The 16,626-nt window shown below is 74.8% G+C and carries 14 protein-coding genes and 1 pseudogene; 6 read left to right on the top strand and 9 right to left on the bottom strand.

Going from position 1 to position 16,626, the window contains the following annotated elements:
• The first annotated feature begins 28 nt into the window (after positions 1–28).
• The 3 genes from CPE01_RS11375 to CPE01_RS11365 all read left to right on the top strand — a co-directional run bounded on the left by CPE01_RS11375 (position 29) and on the right by CPE01_RS11365 (position 4,330).
• Positions 29–1,549, top strand: coding sequence for an outer membrane protein assembly factor BamB family protein (locus CPE01_RS11375; RefSeq protein ID WP_146806791.1), 1,521 nt, complete (start codon positions 29–31; stop codon positions 1,547–1,549).
• 212 nt (positions 1,550–1,761) lie between these two features.
• A complete protein-coding gene (locus CPE01_RS11370; RefSeq protein ID WP_146806789.1) occupies positions 1,762–2,886 on the top strand; it encodes an ABC transporter ATP-binding protein in 1,125 nt (374 codons plus the stop codon).
• Between the two features lie 154 nt (positions 2,887–3,040).
• Positions 3,041–4,330 carry a DUF4032 domain-containing protein gene (locus tag CPE01_RS11365; RefSeq protein ID WP_146806787.1) on the top strand — a complete coding sequence of 430 codons (1,290 nt, stop codon included), beginning with the start codon at positions 3,041–3,043 and terminating at the stop codon, positions 4,328–4,330.
• Between the two features lie 92 nt (positions 4,331–4,422).
• On the opposite strand, the gene CPE01_RS11360 is transcribed toward CPE01_RS11365, so the two are convergent.
• From CPE01_RS11360 to CPE01_RS11335, 6 genes are all read right to left on the bottom strand, one after another.
• The gene (locus CPE01_RS11360) at positions 4,423–5,217 is read right to left on the bottom strand and encodes a copper homeostasis protein CutC (protein ID WP_146806785.1); all 795 of its coding nucleotides are present in this window, start codon (positions 5,215–5,217) and stop codon (positions 4,423–4,425) included.
• Positions 5,218–5,278: 61 nt separating this feature from the next.
• Positions 5,279–6,268, bottom strand: a complete 990-nt coding sequence (rlmB, locus tag CPE01_RS11355) for a 23S rRNA (guanosine(2251)-2'-O)-methyltransferase RlmB (protein WP_146806783.1) — start codon at positions 6,266–6,268, stop codon at positions 5,279–5,281.
• Positions 6,268–7,701 (bottom strand): cysteine--tRNA ligase, encoded by a 1,434-nt coding sequence (gene cysS, locus CPE01_RS11350; protein ID WP_146806781.1) that lies wholly within the window; start codon positions 7,699–7,701, stop codon positions 6,268–6,270. The genes rlmB and cysS overlap by 1 nt, the downstream gene beginning before the upstream one ends.
• A gap of 58 nt (positions 7,702–7,759) precedes the next feature.
• Entirely contained in the window at positions 7,760–8,938 is a 1,179-nt protein-coding gene (locus CPE01_RS11345; RefSeq protein ID WP_146806779.1) for an alanine racemase, read from the bottom strand.
• A complete protein-coding gene (locus CPE01_RS11340) occupies positions 8,935–10,233 on the bottom strand; it encodes an MFS transporter (protein WP_146806777.1) in 1,299 nt (432 codons plus the stop codon). Before CPE01_RS11340 ends, CPE01_RS11345 begins: the two co-directional genes overlap by 4 nt.
• On the bottom strand, positions 10,230–10,847 hold the full coding sequence (locus CPE01_RS11335; protein ID WP_146806775.1) for a TetR/AcrR family transcriptional regulator: 618 nt from the start codon (positions 10,845–10,847) through the stop codon (positions 10,230–10,232). The genes CPE01_RS11340 and CPE01_RS11335 overlap by 4 nt, the downstream gene beginning before the upstream one ends.
• Before the next feature lie 129 nt (positions 10,848–10,976).
• Here CPE01_RS11335 and CPE01_RS11330 point away from each other — a divergent pair, with 129 nt between their 5' ends.
• Positions 10,977–12,311 carry a D-arabinono-1,4-lactone oxidase gene (locus CPE01_RS11330; protein WP_146806774.1) on the top strand — a complete coding sequence of 445 codons (1,335 nt, stop codon included), beginning with the start codon at positions 10,977–10,979 and terminating at the stop codon, positions 12,309–12,311.
• A 95-nt stretch (positions 12,312–12,406) separates the two neighbouring features.
• Positions 12,407–13,360 (top strand): quinone oxidoreductase family protein, encoded by a 954-nt coding sequence (locus CPE01_RS11325; protein ID WP_146806773.1) that lies wholly within the window; start codon positions 12,407–12,409, stop codon positions 13,358–13,360.
• 48 nt (positions 13,361–13,408) lie between these two features.
• Here CPE01_RS11325 and CPE01_RS11320 read toward each other — a convergent pair whose 3' ends face one another.
• Positions 13,409–14,320 (bottom strand): LysR family transcriptional regulator, encoded by a 912-nt coding sequence (locus CPE01_RS11320; RefSeq protein WP_146806771.1) that lies wholly within the window; start codon positions 14,318–14,320, stop codon positions 13,409–13,411.
• 73 nt (positions 14,321–14,393) lie between these two features.
• Here CPE01_RS11320 and CPE01_RS11315 point away from each other — a divergent pair, with 73 nt between their 5' ends.
• Complete coding sequence (locus CPE01_RS11315) at positions 14,394–15,443, top strand: EamA family transporter (protein WP_443092629.1); 1,050 nt, start codon at positions 14,394–14,396, stop codon at positions 15,441–15,443.
• Here CPE01_RS11315 and CPE01_RS11310 read toward each other — a convergent pair.
• Together CPE01_RS11310 and ispD are read right to left on the bottom strand one after the other, a co-directional pair.
• Positions 15,365–15,841 (bottom strand): annotated as a pseudogene (locus CPE01_RS11310) (2-C-methyl-D-erythritol 2,4-cyclodiphosphate synthase); the annotation flags it as partial. The gene CPE01_RS11315 and the pseudogene CPE01_RS11310 sit on opposite strands and share 79 nt — an antisense overlap.
• On the bottom strand, positions 15,838–16,578 hold the full coding sequence (gene ispD, locus CPE01_RS11305; protein WP_146806768.1) for a 2-C-methyl-D-erythritol 4-phosphate cytidylyltransferase: 741 nt from the start codon (positions 16,576–16,578) through the stop codon (positions 15,838–15,840). The gene ispD and the pseudogene CPE01_RS11310, both read right to left, overlap by 4 nt.
• Between the last annotated feature and the right edge of the window lie 48 nt (positions 16,579–16,626).

Below are 16,626 nucleotides of genomic sequence, written 5' to 3'. Positions count from 1 at the left end.
CGCCGGCCGCGCGTGCGACGATCCACCCGTGTCGCGCATCGAGGTCGAGCTGGTCGAGCACGAGCCCGAACCCGGCTCGGGCGAGACCGGGAGCACGCCGCCCGGCGACGAGGCTCCCCGACGCAGGCGTGCGCTGTGGTGGCTCGCGCTGGGCGTGGTGCTGCTCGTCGCGGCAGCGGCGGGGGGCCAGCACGTGCTGGACGAGCGGCGCATCGCGCACCTGACGCGGTTCGACCACGTGCCGGGCGTCCTGGTGCCCCTGAGCGAGCCGGTCGCGCTCGCGCAGGTGCCTGACGTCGACCCGTGGCTGCTGTCCCCGGCCGGGCCGGTCGCTGTGGGCACGACCACCGACGAGTCGTCCGCGACGATCACTGCCCACGACCGCGCGACGGCGCAGCGCGCGTGGTCGACGACCGTCGCCCTCTCGGCGGCCACCGCCACCGTCACGCGTCTCGACGACGTCCCGGCGCAGGTGTCGTGCCGCGCGCTCGGCGAGCCGGGGACCGCGCGCTGGGGCGAGCTCGTGGCGTGCGCGATCGGTCCGGGCGTCACCCGCGTCCCCCGGACCGAACCCGAGCAGCTCGTCGTGCTGCGGACGTCGGACGGCTCGGTCGTCGACGAGCGAGGGCTCGTCGCCGAGGCGTGGACGACCGCGGGCGACCTCGTCGTGACCGCCGCCGCCGAACGCGACGACGAGGGCGCGGAGACGTGGTCGCTCGAGGCGACCACCCCGACGGGCGAGCCCGCCTGGACGTGGGAGGCGGACGAGCCCGTCGAGCGGGACGGCATGACGTACTCCGCGTCCGTGCACGCGAGCCCCATCGGCACGGGACCCGTCGGTGTCGTGCTGTCGGTGCAGGACCACTGGTGGGTCCTGGACGACGAGGGCTCGCTCGTGCGTGAGGGAGGCGCACCTGCCACCACCGCGTCACCGGCCCGCGGAGGTGCGGTGGTCGAGAACCCGGTGGTGTTCGTGGACGAGTCCGGCGACGTCCCCGCTGCGGACGACCTGACGCTCGTCGGGACCGAGGGCTCCGCGGACCTCGCGGGCACCCGGACACTCCCGTTGCAGGTCGACGACGGCAGCGCGCCGCAGGTCGTGTGGTTCACGTCGGGCCGGGACGACGGCGCGGGCGAGGAACACACGCTCGTCGCCCGCTCGACGGCGACCGCGCAGGTCGTCTGGACCCGCGAGCTCGTCGTGCGCTCGTCGCTCCTGCTCGGGGGTCGGCTGTACGTCTGCACCGACGACGACCTGCTGGCGCTGGACGCGGGCGACGGGAGCACGCTGTGGCACGCGGACCTCACGGGCCGCTGGCCGACGTGCCGGCTCGCGACCGACGGGCGGACCGTGATCACGGTCGACGAGACGCTCGACCTGCACGCGCACGACCTCGAGGACGGCACGCAGCGCTGGATGGCGACCTTCGGGGACACGTCCGAGCGCCAGCCCTGGGTCCTCGACGCGGGCCTCGTCGCCGACGTCCCGTCGGCCGGACCCGCCTCGTTCCTCGTGCCGTCGTCGGGCCTGACCGTCTCCGGGTACTGACGACGGGCGGGGCCCGCCTGCCGACGAGACGCGTAGCACCTCGGTCGGGTCAGCGCATGGGACCTCCCGGTGAGTCACCTCACCAGCGTGTGGCAGGATGACCCCAGACCGGCGCGGGTCCTCCCGCACCGGTCTGTGTCAGTGAAGACACTGAACACCCTCCACAACGGATCGTCCGGCACGTACCTGCCGGTGAAGGGATTGGTAGCGCCATGGCTACTGTCACGTTCGACCACGCGACCCGGGTCTACCCGGGCACCGAGCGTCCCGCGGTGGACGCCCTCAACCTCCACATCGAGGACGGCGAGTTCCTCGTCCTCGTCGGCCCCTCGGGCTGTGGCAAGTCGACGTCGCTGCGCATGCTCGCGGGCCTCGAGGACGTCAACGCCGGCCGCATCCTCATCGGCGACCGCGACGTCACGGACGTCCAGCCGAAGGACCGCGACATCGCCATGGTGTTCCAGAACTACGCGCTGTACCCGCACATGACGGTCGCCGACAACATGGGCTTCGCGCTCAAGATCGCCGGCACGCCGAAGGCGGAGATCCGCCAGCGCGTCGAGGAGGCCGCCAAGATCCTCGACCTCACCGAGTACCTCGACCGCAAGCCGAAGGCCCTCTCGGGTGGTCAGCGTCAGCGTGTCGCCATGGGCCGCGCGATCGTGCGTCAGCCGCAGGTGTTCCTCATGGACGAGCCGCTGTCGAACCTCGACGCCAAGCTCCGCGTGCAGACGCGTACGCAGATCGCGTCGCTGCAGCGCCGCCTCGGCGTCACCACGGTCTACGTCACGCACGACCAGACCGAGGCCCTCACCATGGGTGACCGCATCGCGGTCCTCAAGGACGGCCTCCTGCAGCAGGTCGGCACGCCGCGCGAGATGTACGACACCCCGGCCAACGTCTTCGTCGCCGGCTTCATCGGCTCGCCGGCCATGAACATCGGCACGTTCCCGGTGCTCGACGGCTACGCGAACCTCGGCCGCTCGCGCGTGCCGCTGAGCCGCGAGGTCCTGGGCCAGCTCACCGAGGACGACAAGAACCACATCACGCTCGGCTTCCGCCCCGAGTCGGTCGACGTCGTGCCCGCCGGCACGCCGGACGCCGTCCCGGTCATCGTGAACATCGTCGAGGAGCTCGGCTCGGACGCGTTCGTCTACGGCTCGCTCACCAACGAGTTCGGCGGCGCCGCGCAGGTGCACTCGGGCGCCGGCGACGCGCAGGTCATCGTGCGCGTCGACCCGCGTCAGGTGCCCGGCAAGGGCGAGACCGTCGCGATCAAGATCCGTCCCGGCGAGCAGCACCTGTTCCACGCCGGTTCGGGCGAGCGCCTCGCCTGATCGACCTGCTCCACGCCGGAGGGGCGGTGGTGGCCTGCGGGCCGCTGCCGCCCCTTCGTCGTCCACCGGACGAGCCGCGCCCTTCACGGGTCCTGCGCGCCACGTCCGCCACATCGACGAACCGACCGTCCGACCACGCTGGCAGGATTGACCCATGAGCCCCCACCGGCAGCGCCTGCAGATCACGGCAGCCACGCCCGACCCGGCGCTGCTGGACCTGCCCTGGCACATCCCGCTCGAGGAGTGGCCGGCCGAGACGCTCGCCGCGCTCCCCCGCGGCATCTCCCGGCACATCGTGCGGTTCGCGCGACTGTCCGGCCGGGTCATCGCGATCAAGGAGATCGGCGAGACGGTCGCGTACCGCGAGTACGAGCTGCTGCGTCAGCTGCGCCGCCTCGACGTGCCGTCGGTCGAGCCGGTCGGCGTGATCACCGGGCGCCGCTCCCCCGAGGGCGAGCCGCTCGAGGCCGTGCTCATCACGCAGCACCTGCAGTTCTCCCTCCCGTACCGCTCGCTGTTCAGCCAGTCGCTGCGCCCCGACACCGCCACCCGCCTCATCGACGCGCTCGCGGTGCTGCTCGTGCGTCTGCACCTCGCGGGCTTCTACTGGGGTGACGTCTCGCTCTCGAACACGCTGTTCCGACGGGACGCGGAGACGTTCGCCGCGTACCTCGTGGACGCCGAGACGGGCGACCTGCACGAGCGCCTGACCGACGGCCAGCGCGAGTACGACCTCGAGGTCGCGCGGGTCAACATCATCGGTGAGCTCATGGACCTGCAGGCCGGCGAGTTCCTCGAGGAGGACGTCGACGCGGTCGCGATCGGCAACGCCCTCGCGGAGCGGTACCGCGAGCTGTGGCGCGCGCTGACCGAGGTCGAGTCGTTCGGCTACGGCGAGCGCTGGCGCGTGCAGGCGCGCATCGACCGGCTCAACGACCTGGGCTTCGACGTCGGTGAGCTCGACATCACGAGCGACCTCGACGGCACGTCCGTGCGCATCCAGCCGAAGGTCGTGGAGTCCGGCCACCACTCGCGTCGGCTCATGCGCCTGACCGGCCTGGACGTCGGCGAGAACCAGGCGCGTCGCCTCCTCAACGACCTCGACGAGTACCGAGCCGCGACCGACCGCCAGGCCGAGGACGAGTCGTTCGTCGCGCACGACTGGCTCACCGAGGTGTTCGAGCCCGCGGTCCGCAGCATCCCGCGCGAGCTGCGCGGCAAGCTCGAGCCCGCGCAGATCTTCCACGAGCTGCTCGACCACCGCTGGTACCTCTCGCAGCAGCAGCACCGCGACGTGCCGCTGAACGAGGTAGCGAAGAGCTACGTCAAGCACATCCTGCCGAGCAGGCCCGACGAGCAGTCGATCCTCGGCATCCAGCCGGGCGACCTGCGCGACCAGACCGACACGTTCCCGGCGATCGACGACGACCAGCTCATCGGCTGACCGGCGGGCTTCGTCGCACGATCACCCGGGCGCTCGCGCGCGCCCGTCGCGGCACGGGCCTGCGTGACGGGAGCCCCACGGTCCGGCCCGGGCTAGGTGAGCGCGGCGCGGGCCGCGGCGACGAGGTAGGGGTCGGTCGTCGTCCAGCTCGCGTCCGAGCCTGCGCCCGGCCCGCCGTCGCCCGAGACCGTGCGCGACGCGGACAGGTGCACCGCGTCGACCCCCGTCGCCACGATCGTCCCGATCTCCGCGACCTGCACGCCACCGCCGGCCATGACCTGCACGCGTCCGGCCGCGAGCTCGACGGTCGTGCGGATCCGCGGCAGCCCCCTGCCGACGCGCGTCGCGCCGCCCGAGGTCAGCACGCGCGTGACCCCGTGCGCCGCGAGCACGTCGAGCGCCGCCGCGAGCATCGGCCCGTCGACGGCGGCGCCGCGCCTGCGGGATGCCGGAGGACGCGCGTCGTCGGCCGGCACCGGCGTCACGTCCTGCCGCGCGACCGGCGTGAGCGCGTCGAACGCGCGGTGGAACGTCAGCTCGACGCCCTGCGCCTCGTCCGCGAGGCGCCCCAGGACGCGCTCGTCGACCCGGCCGTCGTCGGTGAGCGCGCCGACGACCACGCCCGCGGCCCCGCTCCGCACCACGGCGCGGACCTCGCGGACCAGGACGTCGACCTCGTCGGGCGCGTACACGAAGCCACCGGGGCGCGGCCGGACGAGCACGTGCACGCCGACGTCGGGCACGGCCTCGAGCACCCGCTCGAGCAACCCGATCCCGGGCGTGACGCCGCCCGTCGCGGCCAGCGCGGTGCACAGCTCGAGCCGCTGCGCACCGGCGCGGACCGCCGCGACCGCGCCGCTCACGTCCTGCACGGCGATCTCGAGCACCGGCCGACCGGACCCCGCACGTCCGCGAGGCGGTTCCGGGGCCCGCGCTCCTGCCACCGGGTCAGGCACGGTGCCGGGCGACCTCGTACAGCGCGATGCCCGCGGCGACGCCCGCGTTGAGCGACTCGACGTCGGACGAGATCGGGATCGACGCGATCGCGTCGCACTGCTCGCGCACGAGACGCGAGATCCCCTTGCCCTCCGAGCCGACCACGACGACGAGCGGGTCGCCCGCGTACGGCAGGTCGGCCACGGCGACGTCACCGCCCCCGTCGAGACCGACGACGAACACGCCGGCCTTCTTCCACTCCTGCAGCGTGCGCGCGAGGTTGGTGACGCGCGCGACGGGCACGCGCGCCGCGGCACCGGCCGACACCTTCCAGGCGGCGGCGGTGACGCCCGCAGCGCGACGCTCGGGCACGATCACGCCGTGCGCGCCGAACGCACCCGCCGAACGCAGCACGGCACCGAGGTTGCGCGGGTCGGTCACGCCGTCGAGCGCGACCGCGAGCACGGGCACACCCGCACGCGCGGCGGCGTCCAGCAGGTCCTCGTCCTCGGCGTAGGCGTACGGCGGGACCTGGATCGCGACGCCCTGGTGCACCGAGCCGTCCGTGAGCCGGTCGAGCTCGGCGCGCGAGACCTCGAGCAGCGGGTAGCCGGCGTCCGCGGCGGTCGAGACGATCTCGCGCGTGCGGTCGTCGGCCTCGAGCCGCGCCGCGAGGTAGAGCGTCGTCACCGGCACACCGGTGCGCAGCGCCTCGAGCACGGAGTTGCGCCCCGAGACGATCTCGTGGGTCGACGACTTGCGACCGCCCTTGCTTCCCGCGGCGGAGCGCGACGCGGACGACGCCGGCCGCCCCGACGTGCCGCGCGCCTGGCGTTCCGCGGCGACCTTGCGCTTGTGCGCCACGTGGTACGGGCGGTCCTCGGCCTTCGGCGTGGGGCCCTTGCCCTCGAGCGCCTTGCGGCTGTGACCGCCGGTGCCGACGGTCGCGCCCTTCTTGCCGCCCTTGCGCGTCGCGCCGCGACGCGAGGAGTTGCCGGCCATCAGTCCTCCGATCGGGGTGCGAGCGTCCAGCGGGCGCCCGCAGGTGAGTCCTCGACCACGACACCGGCTGCGGTGAGCCGGTCGCGGATCGCGTCCGCGGTCGCGAAGTCACGCGCGGCGCGCGCTGCGGCACGCGCCTCGAGCTGGGCCTCGACGAGCTCGTCGAGCGCGCGCGCGTACCGCTCGTCGGTGCCCGCGGAACGCCACTGCGGCGATCCCGGGTCGAGACCGAGGACGTCGAGCATCGCACGCAAGGTCACGAGCGCGTCGCGCGCACCCGGCAGATCACCGGACGCGAGCGCGGTGTTGCCCGCACGCAGCGTCTCGTGCACGACCGCGAGCGCGGCGGGCACGTTGAGGTCGTCGTCCATCGCCGCGACGAACTCGTCGGGCAGGGGCGCGGCCGCGACGTCCTCGTCCGGCACCTCACCGGTGCGCTCGACAGCACGCTCGACGAAGCCCGCGAGCCGGTCCCACGTGGCCTCGGCCTCGCGCAGCGTGTCGTCGGTCCACTCGAGCATCGAGCGGTACTGCACGGCGGTGAGCGCCCAGCGCAGCACGACGGCCCGCACGTCGCGCAGCACCACGTCGACGAGCAGCCCGTTGCCGAGCGACTTGCTCATCTTCGCGCCGCCCTGCGTGACCCAGCCGTTGTGCAGCCAGTAGCGCGCGAACGGCTGCCCGGCGGCGCGCGACTGCGCGAGCTCGTTCTCGTGGTGCGGGAAGCGCAGGTCGAGCCCGCCGCCGTGGATGTCGAACTCGGGCCCCAGGTAGCGCGCGGCCATCGCGGAGCACTCGAGGTGCCAGCCCGGCCGACCCCGCCCGAACGGCGTGTCCCAGGACGCGGTCTCGGGCTCGCCCGGCTTGGGCGCCTTCCACAGCGCGAAGTCGTGCACGTCGCGCTTCGCGCCGCCGACGGGCGCGTCGTCGGGTGCGGGGACCATGTCGTCGACCGGCTGGCGCGTGAGGGCGCCGTAGTCCTTGAACGACCGCACGTCGAAGTACACGTCACCGGGCCCGGCCTGGTACGCGTGCCCGGTGTCGACGAGCGTGCGCATCAGGTCGATCATCGCGGGCACGTGACCGGTCGCGCGCGGCTCGTACGTCGGGGGCAGCACGCCCAGCGCGTCGTACGCGGCGGTGAACGCGCGCTCGTTCGTCATCGCCCACGACCACCACTCGACGCCCGCCTCGGCGGACTTGGCGAGGATCTTGTCGTCGATGTCGGTCACGTTGCGCACGAGCGTCACGCGCAGGCCCTTGCGGCGCAGCCAGCGGACGAGCACGTCGAACGCGACGCCCGACCGGACGTGGCCGACGTGGGGCGGCGCCTGCACCGTCGCACCGCACAGGTAGATGCCGACCTCGCCGTCGACCCGGGGGACGAAGTCGCGCACCGTGCGGGTGGCGGTGTCGTACAGGCGAAGACTCACGCGGGCAAGGCTACCGGCGCGAGCCTCGTCGGACGTGCGCGCAGAGCCGACCGCAGGGTCAGCCGAACGTCCGGCCTTCGCCGCGGTACGTCGGCACGGTCGCCTCGACGGCCTCGCCGCGCACCAGGTGGACGTCGGCGAAGCGCTCCATGACCTCGCCGGACTTGGCGTGCCGGAACCACACCCGGTCGCCGACGCGCAGGTCTGCCCCGCTGCGGACGCGCAGCGGGGTCTGGACCTCGCCCGCGCCCTCGCGCGGCGTGAGCGTGAGCCCGGCGGGCCAGACCGGTCGCGGCTGGCGGGACGCGGTCGGCGGGCCGGAGGCGATGTACCCACCGCCGAACGTCGTCGCGTAGCCCGAGGCCGGGATCCGCACGACGTCCAGCCCGAAGAACGCCGCGGGCCGCGGCTCGAACGAGCGGTACGCGTCGAACAGCGTGGGCACGAACAGCCCCGAGCCCGCGGTGACCTCGGTGACCGTCGGGTCGGAGACCGACGTCTCGACCGAGCCCGAACCGCCCGAGTTCACCAGGTCGAGCCGGTGCCCGACGGCCTGGCTGACGGCGTCGACGACGAGTCCGCGGCGGCGCGCGAGGTCGCGCACCGACAGGCGCTTGACGGCGCGCACGGCCGCGCTCGAGTCGGGCATGCCCGCGACCTGCGCCTCGTAGAACATCACGCCGCGCACCGAGAGCCCCTCGCGCTGCGCGACGGCCCGGGCGAGCGCCTCGGCCTCGGCCGGGGTGTGCACGGGTGAGCGGCGCACGCCGAGGTGCGCCCGCAGCGGCCCGAGGCCCACCCGCAGCGACGCGTCGACGTCGAGGCAGACCCGCAGGGTCGTGCCGTGCGCCGCGGCGGCCTTCGCGGCGAGCTCCGCCTGCGCGACGTCGTCGACCATGAGCGTGACCGCCGCGGCGGCCACCGGTTCGGCGGCGAGCGCGTCGAGGCCGCCGGCGTCGACCGACGGGTAGCCGACGAGCACGTCGGTCACGCCGGTCCCGGCGAGCCACACGGCCTCGCGCACCGAGTACGCCATGACGCCCGCGAACCCGGGGGTCGCGAGCACCTTCTCGAGCACCGCGCGCACGCGCACGGACTTGCTGGCCACGCGGATCGGCGTGCCGACGGCGCGTGTCACGAGGTCGGCGGCGTTGGCCTCGAGCGCGTCGAGGTCGACCACGGCGAGCGGTGCGGGCAGGTGCCCGGTGGCGGCGTCGAGCCGGCGTCCGATCGTCATGCGACCAGCTCCTTGTCCCGACGGGCGGCCTCGGCCTCGTCGTGCGCCGCGAACCGGCCGGACAGCGCGGTGATGACCAGGACGAGCGCGATCGGCAGCAGGAACCCGACGCGCAGCGACGAGAACCCGCTCACGATGCCGACGAGCACCGCACCGAGCAGCGTGCCGCCGTAGTTGAAGACGTTGAGCCGCGCGACGACCGCGTCGGCGTTGTCCGGGTCGAGCGCACCGGCGGCCGAGAAGCACAGGGGTGCACCGAGCCCGAGCCCGGCCCCCGCGACCGCGAAGCCGACGAGCGCGAGCCCGGCACCGGGCGCCGCGACGACGAGGCCGAGACCCGCCGCGGCGATCAGGGACGCGGCCCGCACGACGCGCACGCGACCCCACCGACGGACGGCGCCGTCACCGAGCAGCCGCGGCACCAGCGCGGTGACGAGGTAGGCCGCGAGCGTGAGCGGGCCGAGCCACGCGGCCGCGTCCAGCGTGCTCTCGACGTAGAGCGAGCCCCACGTCTGGGCGGCGTTGTCCGCGGCGTAGAACGCGAGCAGGCACACGCCCAGCACGACGAGCGGGCCCCACGGGATCGCGGCGGCGACCGGCGCACGCTCGTCGTCCCCGTCCTCCCCTCCACCGGGACCCGTGGGCGCAGCGGCCTGGGCCGCACGCGCGTCGCCGGGGCCGGCCGCGTCCGGGGCCGGCAGCACCAGCAGCTCCTGCACGACGACCGCGTCGCTGCGCTGCCCGTCCCGCAGCTGCAGCCACCCGGCCCCGGCGGCGACCAGCACGCCCGGCAGGAAGACGAGCATCACGGGGTCGTAGGGCAGCCACATCACCGTCGCGGAGCACACGAGCGCGCCGACGACCGCACCCACCGACCACCCGGCATGGAAGCTCGACATGAGGGGGCGCCCCGCCGCGCGCTGCACCGCGACACCCTGCATGTTGGTCCCCGCGTCGACCATGCCGAGCGCCACGCCGTAGAGCGCGAACGCCGCGATGGCGACGGGGAACGTCGGTGCGAGTGCGACGAGCGGGATCGTCGCGGCGATGCCGAGCAGACCTGCCGCGAGCGCGACGCGGCTGCCGCCGGCGCGCCGCGTGAGCCGGTCGGCCACGGCCGAGCCCGCGACGGCGGCGAGCAGCACGCCGAGCACGGCGAACGTGAGGTCGTCCTCGCTGATCCCGTACCGGTCCCGCACGACCGGCAGGCTCGCGAGGATCGTCGTCAGGACGTATCCCTGCGCCGCGAACGCGAGGGTCCCGGCTCGGCGTGCCCGGCCGGACAGCCCGCTCACGCCTCGTGGCCCGCGGAGGAGAGCGGCGCGGTCCTGGTCGACAGGAACTGCCCGAAGCGGTGCATCGACTCGCGTGCGGCCTCGTCGTCGCCGTCGACGAGCCACGACAGCGACAGGCCGTCGACGAACGCGACGACTGCGCGCGCGAGCTCGGGCACGGGCTGGATCCACTCGACCTGGGCGACGCGGGCGATCTCCTCGAGCACGCTCTCGGCCGCGGACCACTGCCCGCGGTACTGCTCGAGCGCGACGTCGCGCAGCTCCTCGTGCCGCAGCGAGGCGGTCGTCAGCTCGTACGAGAGCAGCTGCGCCCCGCGGGAGCTGGAGATCGACTGCCAGAACGCGCCCACGAACGCCTGCACCACCTCGTCGGCGGTCGCGCCGTCGGGCACCTCGGAGAGGTCGGCCGAGGCGTTCTGCATCGTGATGGCGTGCGCCATCGCACGCATCAGCTCGGACTTGTCCTGGAAGCAGTAGTGCACGACGCCGAGGGAGACCCCGGCCTCGGCCGCCACCGCGCGTACGGTCGCGGCCTCGATGCCGTCCCTGCTCGCGACCGTGATCGCGGCCTCGATGAGCTGCTCGCGCCGCTCGGCCACCGGCATGCGGTTCATGCGGTCCCCTTCGTATGGCACCGGTCAGGGCCCGGGCCCCCGCCCGCGACCGGTGCCGCCGCGACAACGATAGCCAAGCATGGCGTCCGCGCTTGACTTGGACAAGCGTTCAGTCGCACTCTCGTCGCCATGGGGGAGACGACGCCGGGGGCGCGCTGGCAGAACTGGGCACGGACCGCTTCGTCCCGTCCCGTCCGGGTCGAGCACCCGCGTGACGTCGCCGAGCTCGCCGCGTGCGTCGCCACCGCGGCCGAGCAGGGCCTGACGGTCCGCGCCGTGGGTGCAGGCCACTCGTTCACGGCGGCCGCCGCGACCGACGGCGTGCTGCTCTCGCTCGACGCCGTCGACGCGATCGAGCAGGTGCAGCGCCGGCCGGACGGCACGACGCTCGTGACGGTCGGCGCGGGCATCCGGCTGGCCGCGCTCAACGGCGCGCTCGCCGCGCTGGGTCTCGCGCTGCGCAACCTCGGCGACATCGACCGGCAGTCGATCGCCGGCGCGATCTCGACGGGCACGCACGGCACGGGCGCACGGCTCGGCGGCCTCGCGACGCAGGTCGTCGCCGCCCGGCTGGTCACCGCCGCGGGCGAGGTCGTCGAGACGTCCCCCACGCACGAGCCCGAGCTGTTCGAGCTCGCGCGGCTCGGACTCGGCAGCGCGGGCGTGCTCGCGGCGGTCACGCTCGAGACCGTGCCCGCGTTCCTGCTGCGCGCGGTCGAGGAGCCGTGGCCGCTCGACGCGGTGCTCGAGCAGCTCGACGGCCCGGACGGGCTCGTCGACGGCAACGAGCACTTCGAGTTCTACTGGTTCCCGCACACGCGGCGCGCGCTGACCAAGCGCAACAACCGCGTGGACTCCGGCAGGGGCCTGAACCCGCTGCGTCGCTGGGTCGACGACGAGCTGCTGTCCAACACGGTCTTCGAGGCGACCAACCGGCTGGCGACGGCGGTGCCCGCGGTGACCCGGCGCCTCAACGCGGTCGCCGCACGCAGCCTGTCGGCGCGCACCTACGTCGCGCCCTCGCCGCAGGTGTTCGCCTCGCCGCGGCGCGTGGTGTTCCGCGAGATGGAGTACGCGGTGCCGCGTGCGGCGGTCCGCGACGTGCTCGCCGAGGTCGACCGCTGGGTCGAGTCGTCGGGCGAGCGCCTGCCGTTCCCGGCCGAGATCCGGTTCGCCGCGGCCGACGACCTGTGGCTCTCGACCGCGCACGGCCGCGAGACCGCCTACCTCGCGGTGCACCAGTACTGGCGTCTGCCGCACGAGCGGTACTTCTCGGCGGTCGAGCGGATCGTCGCGGAGCACGACGGCCGCCCGCACTGGGGCAAGCTGCACGGCCTCGACGCCGAGCGGCTGGCGCAGCTCTACCCACGGTTCGCCGACGCGCAGCGCGTGCGCGCGCAGGCGGACCCGACGGGCGTGTTCGACAACCCTTACCTCACGCGCGTCTTCGGCCCACGCACCTGACACGTGTCACTCGCGCGGGTGATCACAACCGTTTCAGTGCACACGGGACGGACCAGCCCTGGTCTCCCGCCGCGCGGAGGTGCACTCTGAGCGGCGTGTCGCACACCAGCACCGCCGCCGTGGCGGTCTCCTACGGCGGCCCCGAGTCGCTCCGCCTCATCGATGTCGACCCCGGTGAACCCGGCCCGGGCGAGGTCCTGATCGACGTCCGAGCGGCGGCCGTGAACCCCTACGACTGGAAGCAGTACGCGGGCGGGCCGGGCGCGGACCCCGCGCGCCTGCCGCTGCGGCTCGGTTTCGAGGTCGCCGGGGTCGTCACCGACATCGGCCCCCACGTGCGCTGGCTCGCCGTGGGCGACGAGGTCGTGGCCTGGCCCGTGCACGGCGGGTACGCGCGCTCGCTCGTCGTCCCCGAGCAGGTCACGGTCCGCAAGCCGGCGACGCTGGGCTGGCCCCAGGCCGCCGGGCTCCTGGTCGCGGGCACCACCGCGGAGCACGCGCTCACGGCGACCCGCACCGGACCGCAGGACGTCGTGCTCGTGCACGGCGGATCGGGCTCGGTGGGCCGCATGGCGCTCCAGCTCGCCGAGCTGCGCGGGGCTCGCGTCATCGCCACGGCCTCCCCCGCCGCGCACGACGACCTGCGTGCGCTCGGCGCCGTCCCCGTCACCTACGGCGCGGGGCTCGTCGACCGCGTCCGGGCGGCCGCGCACGACCTGGGCGCGGACGTGACCGTCGCGATCGACACGGTCGGGTCCGACGAGGCCCTGGACACCTCCGTCGCGCTCGTCGCCGACCGCACCCGGATCGCGACGATCGCGGGCTTCCGGCGCGCGGGTGAGCTCGGCATCCTCGCGCTCGGCGGCGCCCCGGGCGCCGACCCGGGCACGCAGGTGCGCGACGCAGCCCGCGCGCAGCTCGTCGAGCTCGCGGGCGACGGCACGCTCGACGTCCACGTCGCGCGCACCTACCCGCTCTCGGACGTCGCGCAGGCGCACGCCGACAGCCGCTCCGGGCACGCTCGCGGCAAGCTGGTCCTGCTCCCCTGACCCTGGCGGGTCGCGGCGCGCGTCAGCCCCGCGCGTCAGCCGCGCGCATCAGCCCCGCGCGGGCGGCGCCGTGATCCGTGACGCGAGCGCCTCCAGCTCGCTCAGCACGCGCTGCACGACGACCCGCTCGGCCTTGTCCCGGCGCACCAGCGCCTCGACGAGCCGCCCGGCACGCACGCCCGCGAGAGGGACGAGCCGCACGCGCGGGTCCGCGCCGAACGTGTAGCGCGGCAGCAGCGTCACGCCGTGCCCGGCGCCGACGAGCGCGGCGGCCACGTGGAAGTCGTTGATCCGGTGCCGCACGCGCGGCTCCGACCCGGCGCGAGCGCCGACCGCGGTGAGCACGTGCGCGACGGGGAACCCGGCACGTACCGCGACCCAGTCCTCGTCGGCGAGGTCCTGGGGCTCGAGCTCGTCGCGTCGCGCGAGCGGGTGGTCGGGCGCGAGCGCGACGTCGAGCGGCTCGCGCAGCAGGTGCCGCACGACGACGTCGCGCCCCCACCCGGGCGAGCCGTCGGGCCGGTGCGCGACGACCACGTCGATCTCGTCGGTGAGGCCGACGAACTGCGCCTGCGGGACGTCGTCGTCGGAGCACTCGACGCGCACGTCCGGCAGCGCCCGCGTGCGCTCGAGGAGCCCGGGCAGGAGCAGCTGCGCGCCGCTCGCGAACGCGCTGACGCGCACGGTCCCGCCCGGCCGTTCGCGCAGCCGGTCGACCGCTGCCGACGCCCGTTCGAGCGCGACCGCGACGTCGACCGCCGCCTCGCTGAGCGCCTGCCCGGCCGCGGTGAGCCGGACCCCGCGTCCCACCCGCTCGGTGAGCGGCACCCCCACCGAGCGCTCGAGCTGGTGCACCTGCTGCGAGACGGCCGACGGCGTCAGGTGCAGCACGTGCGCGGCGGCGGTGACGCCGCCCTGCGTCCCGACGGCACGCAACGTCTGCAGGGCACGCGGATCCATGTAGCAACGCTACAGCGTCGCTTCACGACAATGCGCTTGTGGTTCACAGTTCACGGCCTGCAGGCTCGGCAGCATGACCACGCGCGACCGCCTGCTCGCCATCGTCGTCGCGATCGCCTGGGGCCTGAACTTCCCCGCCATCCACCTCACGCTCGAGCAGTTCCCGCCGTTCCTCGCGGTCGCGCTGCGGTTCTCGATGCTCGCGATCCCGACGCTCCTGCTCGTCCCGCGCCCGAGCGCGCCGTGGCGGTGGGTGCTGCTGTACGGCACCGGGTTCGGCGTGCTGCAGTTCGTCTTCCTCTACCGCGCGATCGACGTCGGTATGCCGACCGGCCTCGCGTCGCTCGTCCTGCAGTCCTCGGCGCCCTTCACGGTCGTGCTCGCCGCCGCGCTCCTGCGCGAACGCGTGTCCCGACGCCAGGCGCTCGGCGTGCTCGTCGCCGTGATCGGGCTCGCGGGGATCGCGTCCCACCGCGCGGGTCTCGACGGCGGCACCACGCTCGTCCCGGTGCTGCTCACGCTGTGCGGCGGGCTCGGCTGGTCGATCGGCAACCTCGGCAACCGCCGCGCGATGCAGGCCGCGCCGGGCGAGCCGCTGCGCCTCATGCTCTGGATGTCGGTCATCCCCCCGCTGCCGCTGCTCGCGCTGTCGCTCACCCTCGAGGGCCCCACGCGCATCGCCGCGTCGTTCGACGGCCTGACGAGCCCGACGGGCCTCGCCGCGATCGGCGGGCTCGCGTTCACCGTCCTCGTCGGGACGCTCGGCGGCTCAGGGCTGTGGACCTCGCTCATGTCACGCTACCCGGCCGGCGTCGTCGCGCCGTTCTCGATGCTCGTCCCGGTCATCGGCATCGGTTCGTCGTGGCTCCTGCTGCGCGAGCCCACCGAGCCGGTCGAGCTGGTGTGGGGTGCCCTCGTCGTCGGCGGGGTGCTGCTGGGCAGCATCGCGCCCCGGCGCGCGCGTCAGTCGGCGTTCGGCACCGGGACGACGAGCGCCGTCGCGATCGCCGCGACTCCCTCGCCGCGGCCCGTCAGCCCGAGCCCGTCGGCCGTCGTCGCGGAGACGGTCACGGGCCCGCCCGCGGCCGACGAGAGCGCCGCCTCGGCCTCGGCGCGCCTGTGACCCACGCGCGGCCGGTTGCCGATCACCTGCACCGCCACGTTCCCCACGACGAATCCCGCGTCGCGCACGCGCCGCGCGGCCTCGCCGAGCAGCGTCACCCCCGCGGCGCCCGCCCACTGCGGCTCGGAGGTGCCGAAGTTCGAGCCCAGGTCGCCGAGGCCCGCGGCGGACAGCAGGGCGTCGGCCGCGGCGTGCGCGGCCACGTCCGCGTCCGAGTGGCCCGCGAGCGGACGCTCACCCGGCCAGGCGAGCCCGGCCAGGTGCAGCACGGCGTCCGGTGCGGGGTCCTGCTCGTACGCGTGCACGTCCACGCCGACGCCCGTGCGCGGCAGCGGGTACCCCCGCCCGCCGTGGCGCGAGGCGCCCGTCGAGGCGTCCGTCGACCCGTCGTGCGTCATGCGTCCCCCAGGAGCTCGGCGACCCGCAGGTCGCGTGCGGTCGTGATCTTGGCGGCCCGCTCGTCGCCCGGGACGACCCACACGTCGAGACCCAGCCGCTCCACGAGCCCGGCGTCGTCCGTCGCGGCCAGCGACTCGTCGTGCGCGTGCGCCACCGCCTCGTCGTGCGCGTCACGCAGCAGGCCCAGCCGGAAGCCCTGCGGGGTCTGCACGGCGCGCAGGTCCGCGCGCTCGACCGTGGCGAGCACGGGCTGCGCCGCGGTGAGGTCGGCCGGTCCCACGCGCTTGACGGTGTCGGTCACGGGCAGGCCGGGCACGACTGCGCCGTGACCCGAGCGGACCGCTGCGGCGACGCGCTCGACGAGATCCGGCGGCGCGAACGGCCGCGCGGCGTCGTGCACCAGGACGACCGCGTCCGCCTCGAGCGCGCCGGGCAGCGCGGCGAGCCCCGCGGCGACCGACGCCTGCCGTGTGGCACCGCCCGGGACGACGCGCACGGGCGCCCGCGTCTCGGCGCGCACCGCGTCGAGCGCGGACACGACGTCGTCGAGGTGCTCCGCGGGTGCGGTGACGACCAGCTCGTCGACGAGCGGGCCGTCCGGTCCGCGGGCGGCGAGCAGCGAGCGTGCGGCGTGCACGACGAGGCGCTCGCCCCGCACGGGGACGAGCGCCTTGGGCAGGGCGTGGCCCAGCCGGGTTCCGCTGCCGGCGGCCGTGAGGACGGCGACCACGCTCACGCGCGCACCACCGACACCTCGCGCACACCGACGCACGCCATGACGCCG

This window comes from Cellulomonas persica (assembly GCF_007989825.1).
Classification (GTDB): Bacteria; Actinomycetota; Actinomycetes; order Actinomycetales; family Cellulomonadaceae; genus Cellulomonas; species Cellulomonas persica.
Note: the sequence above shows the minus strand (reverse complement) of the source record. Positions and strands in the feature narration are given on the sequence as shown.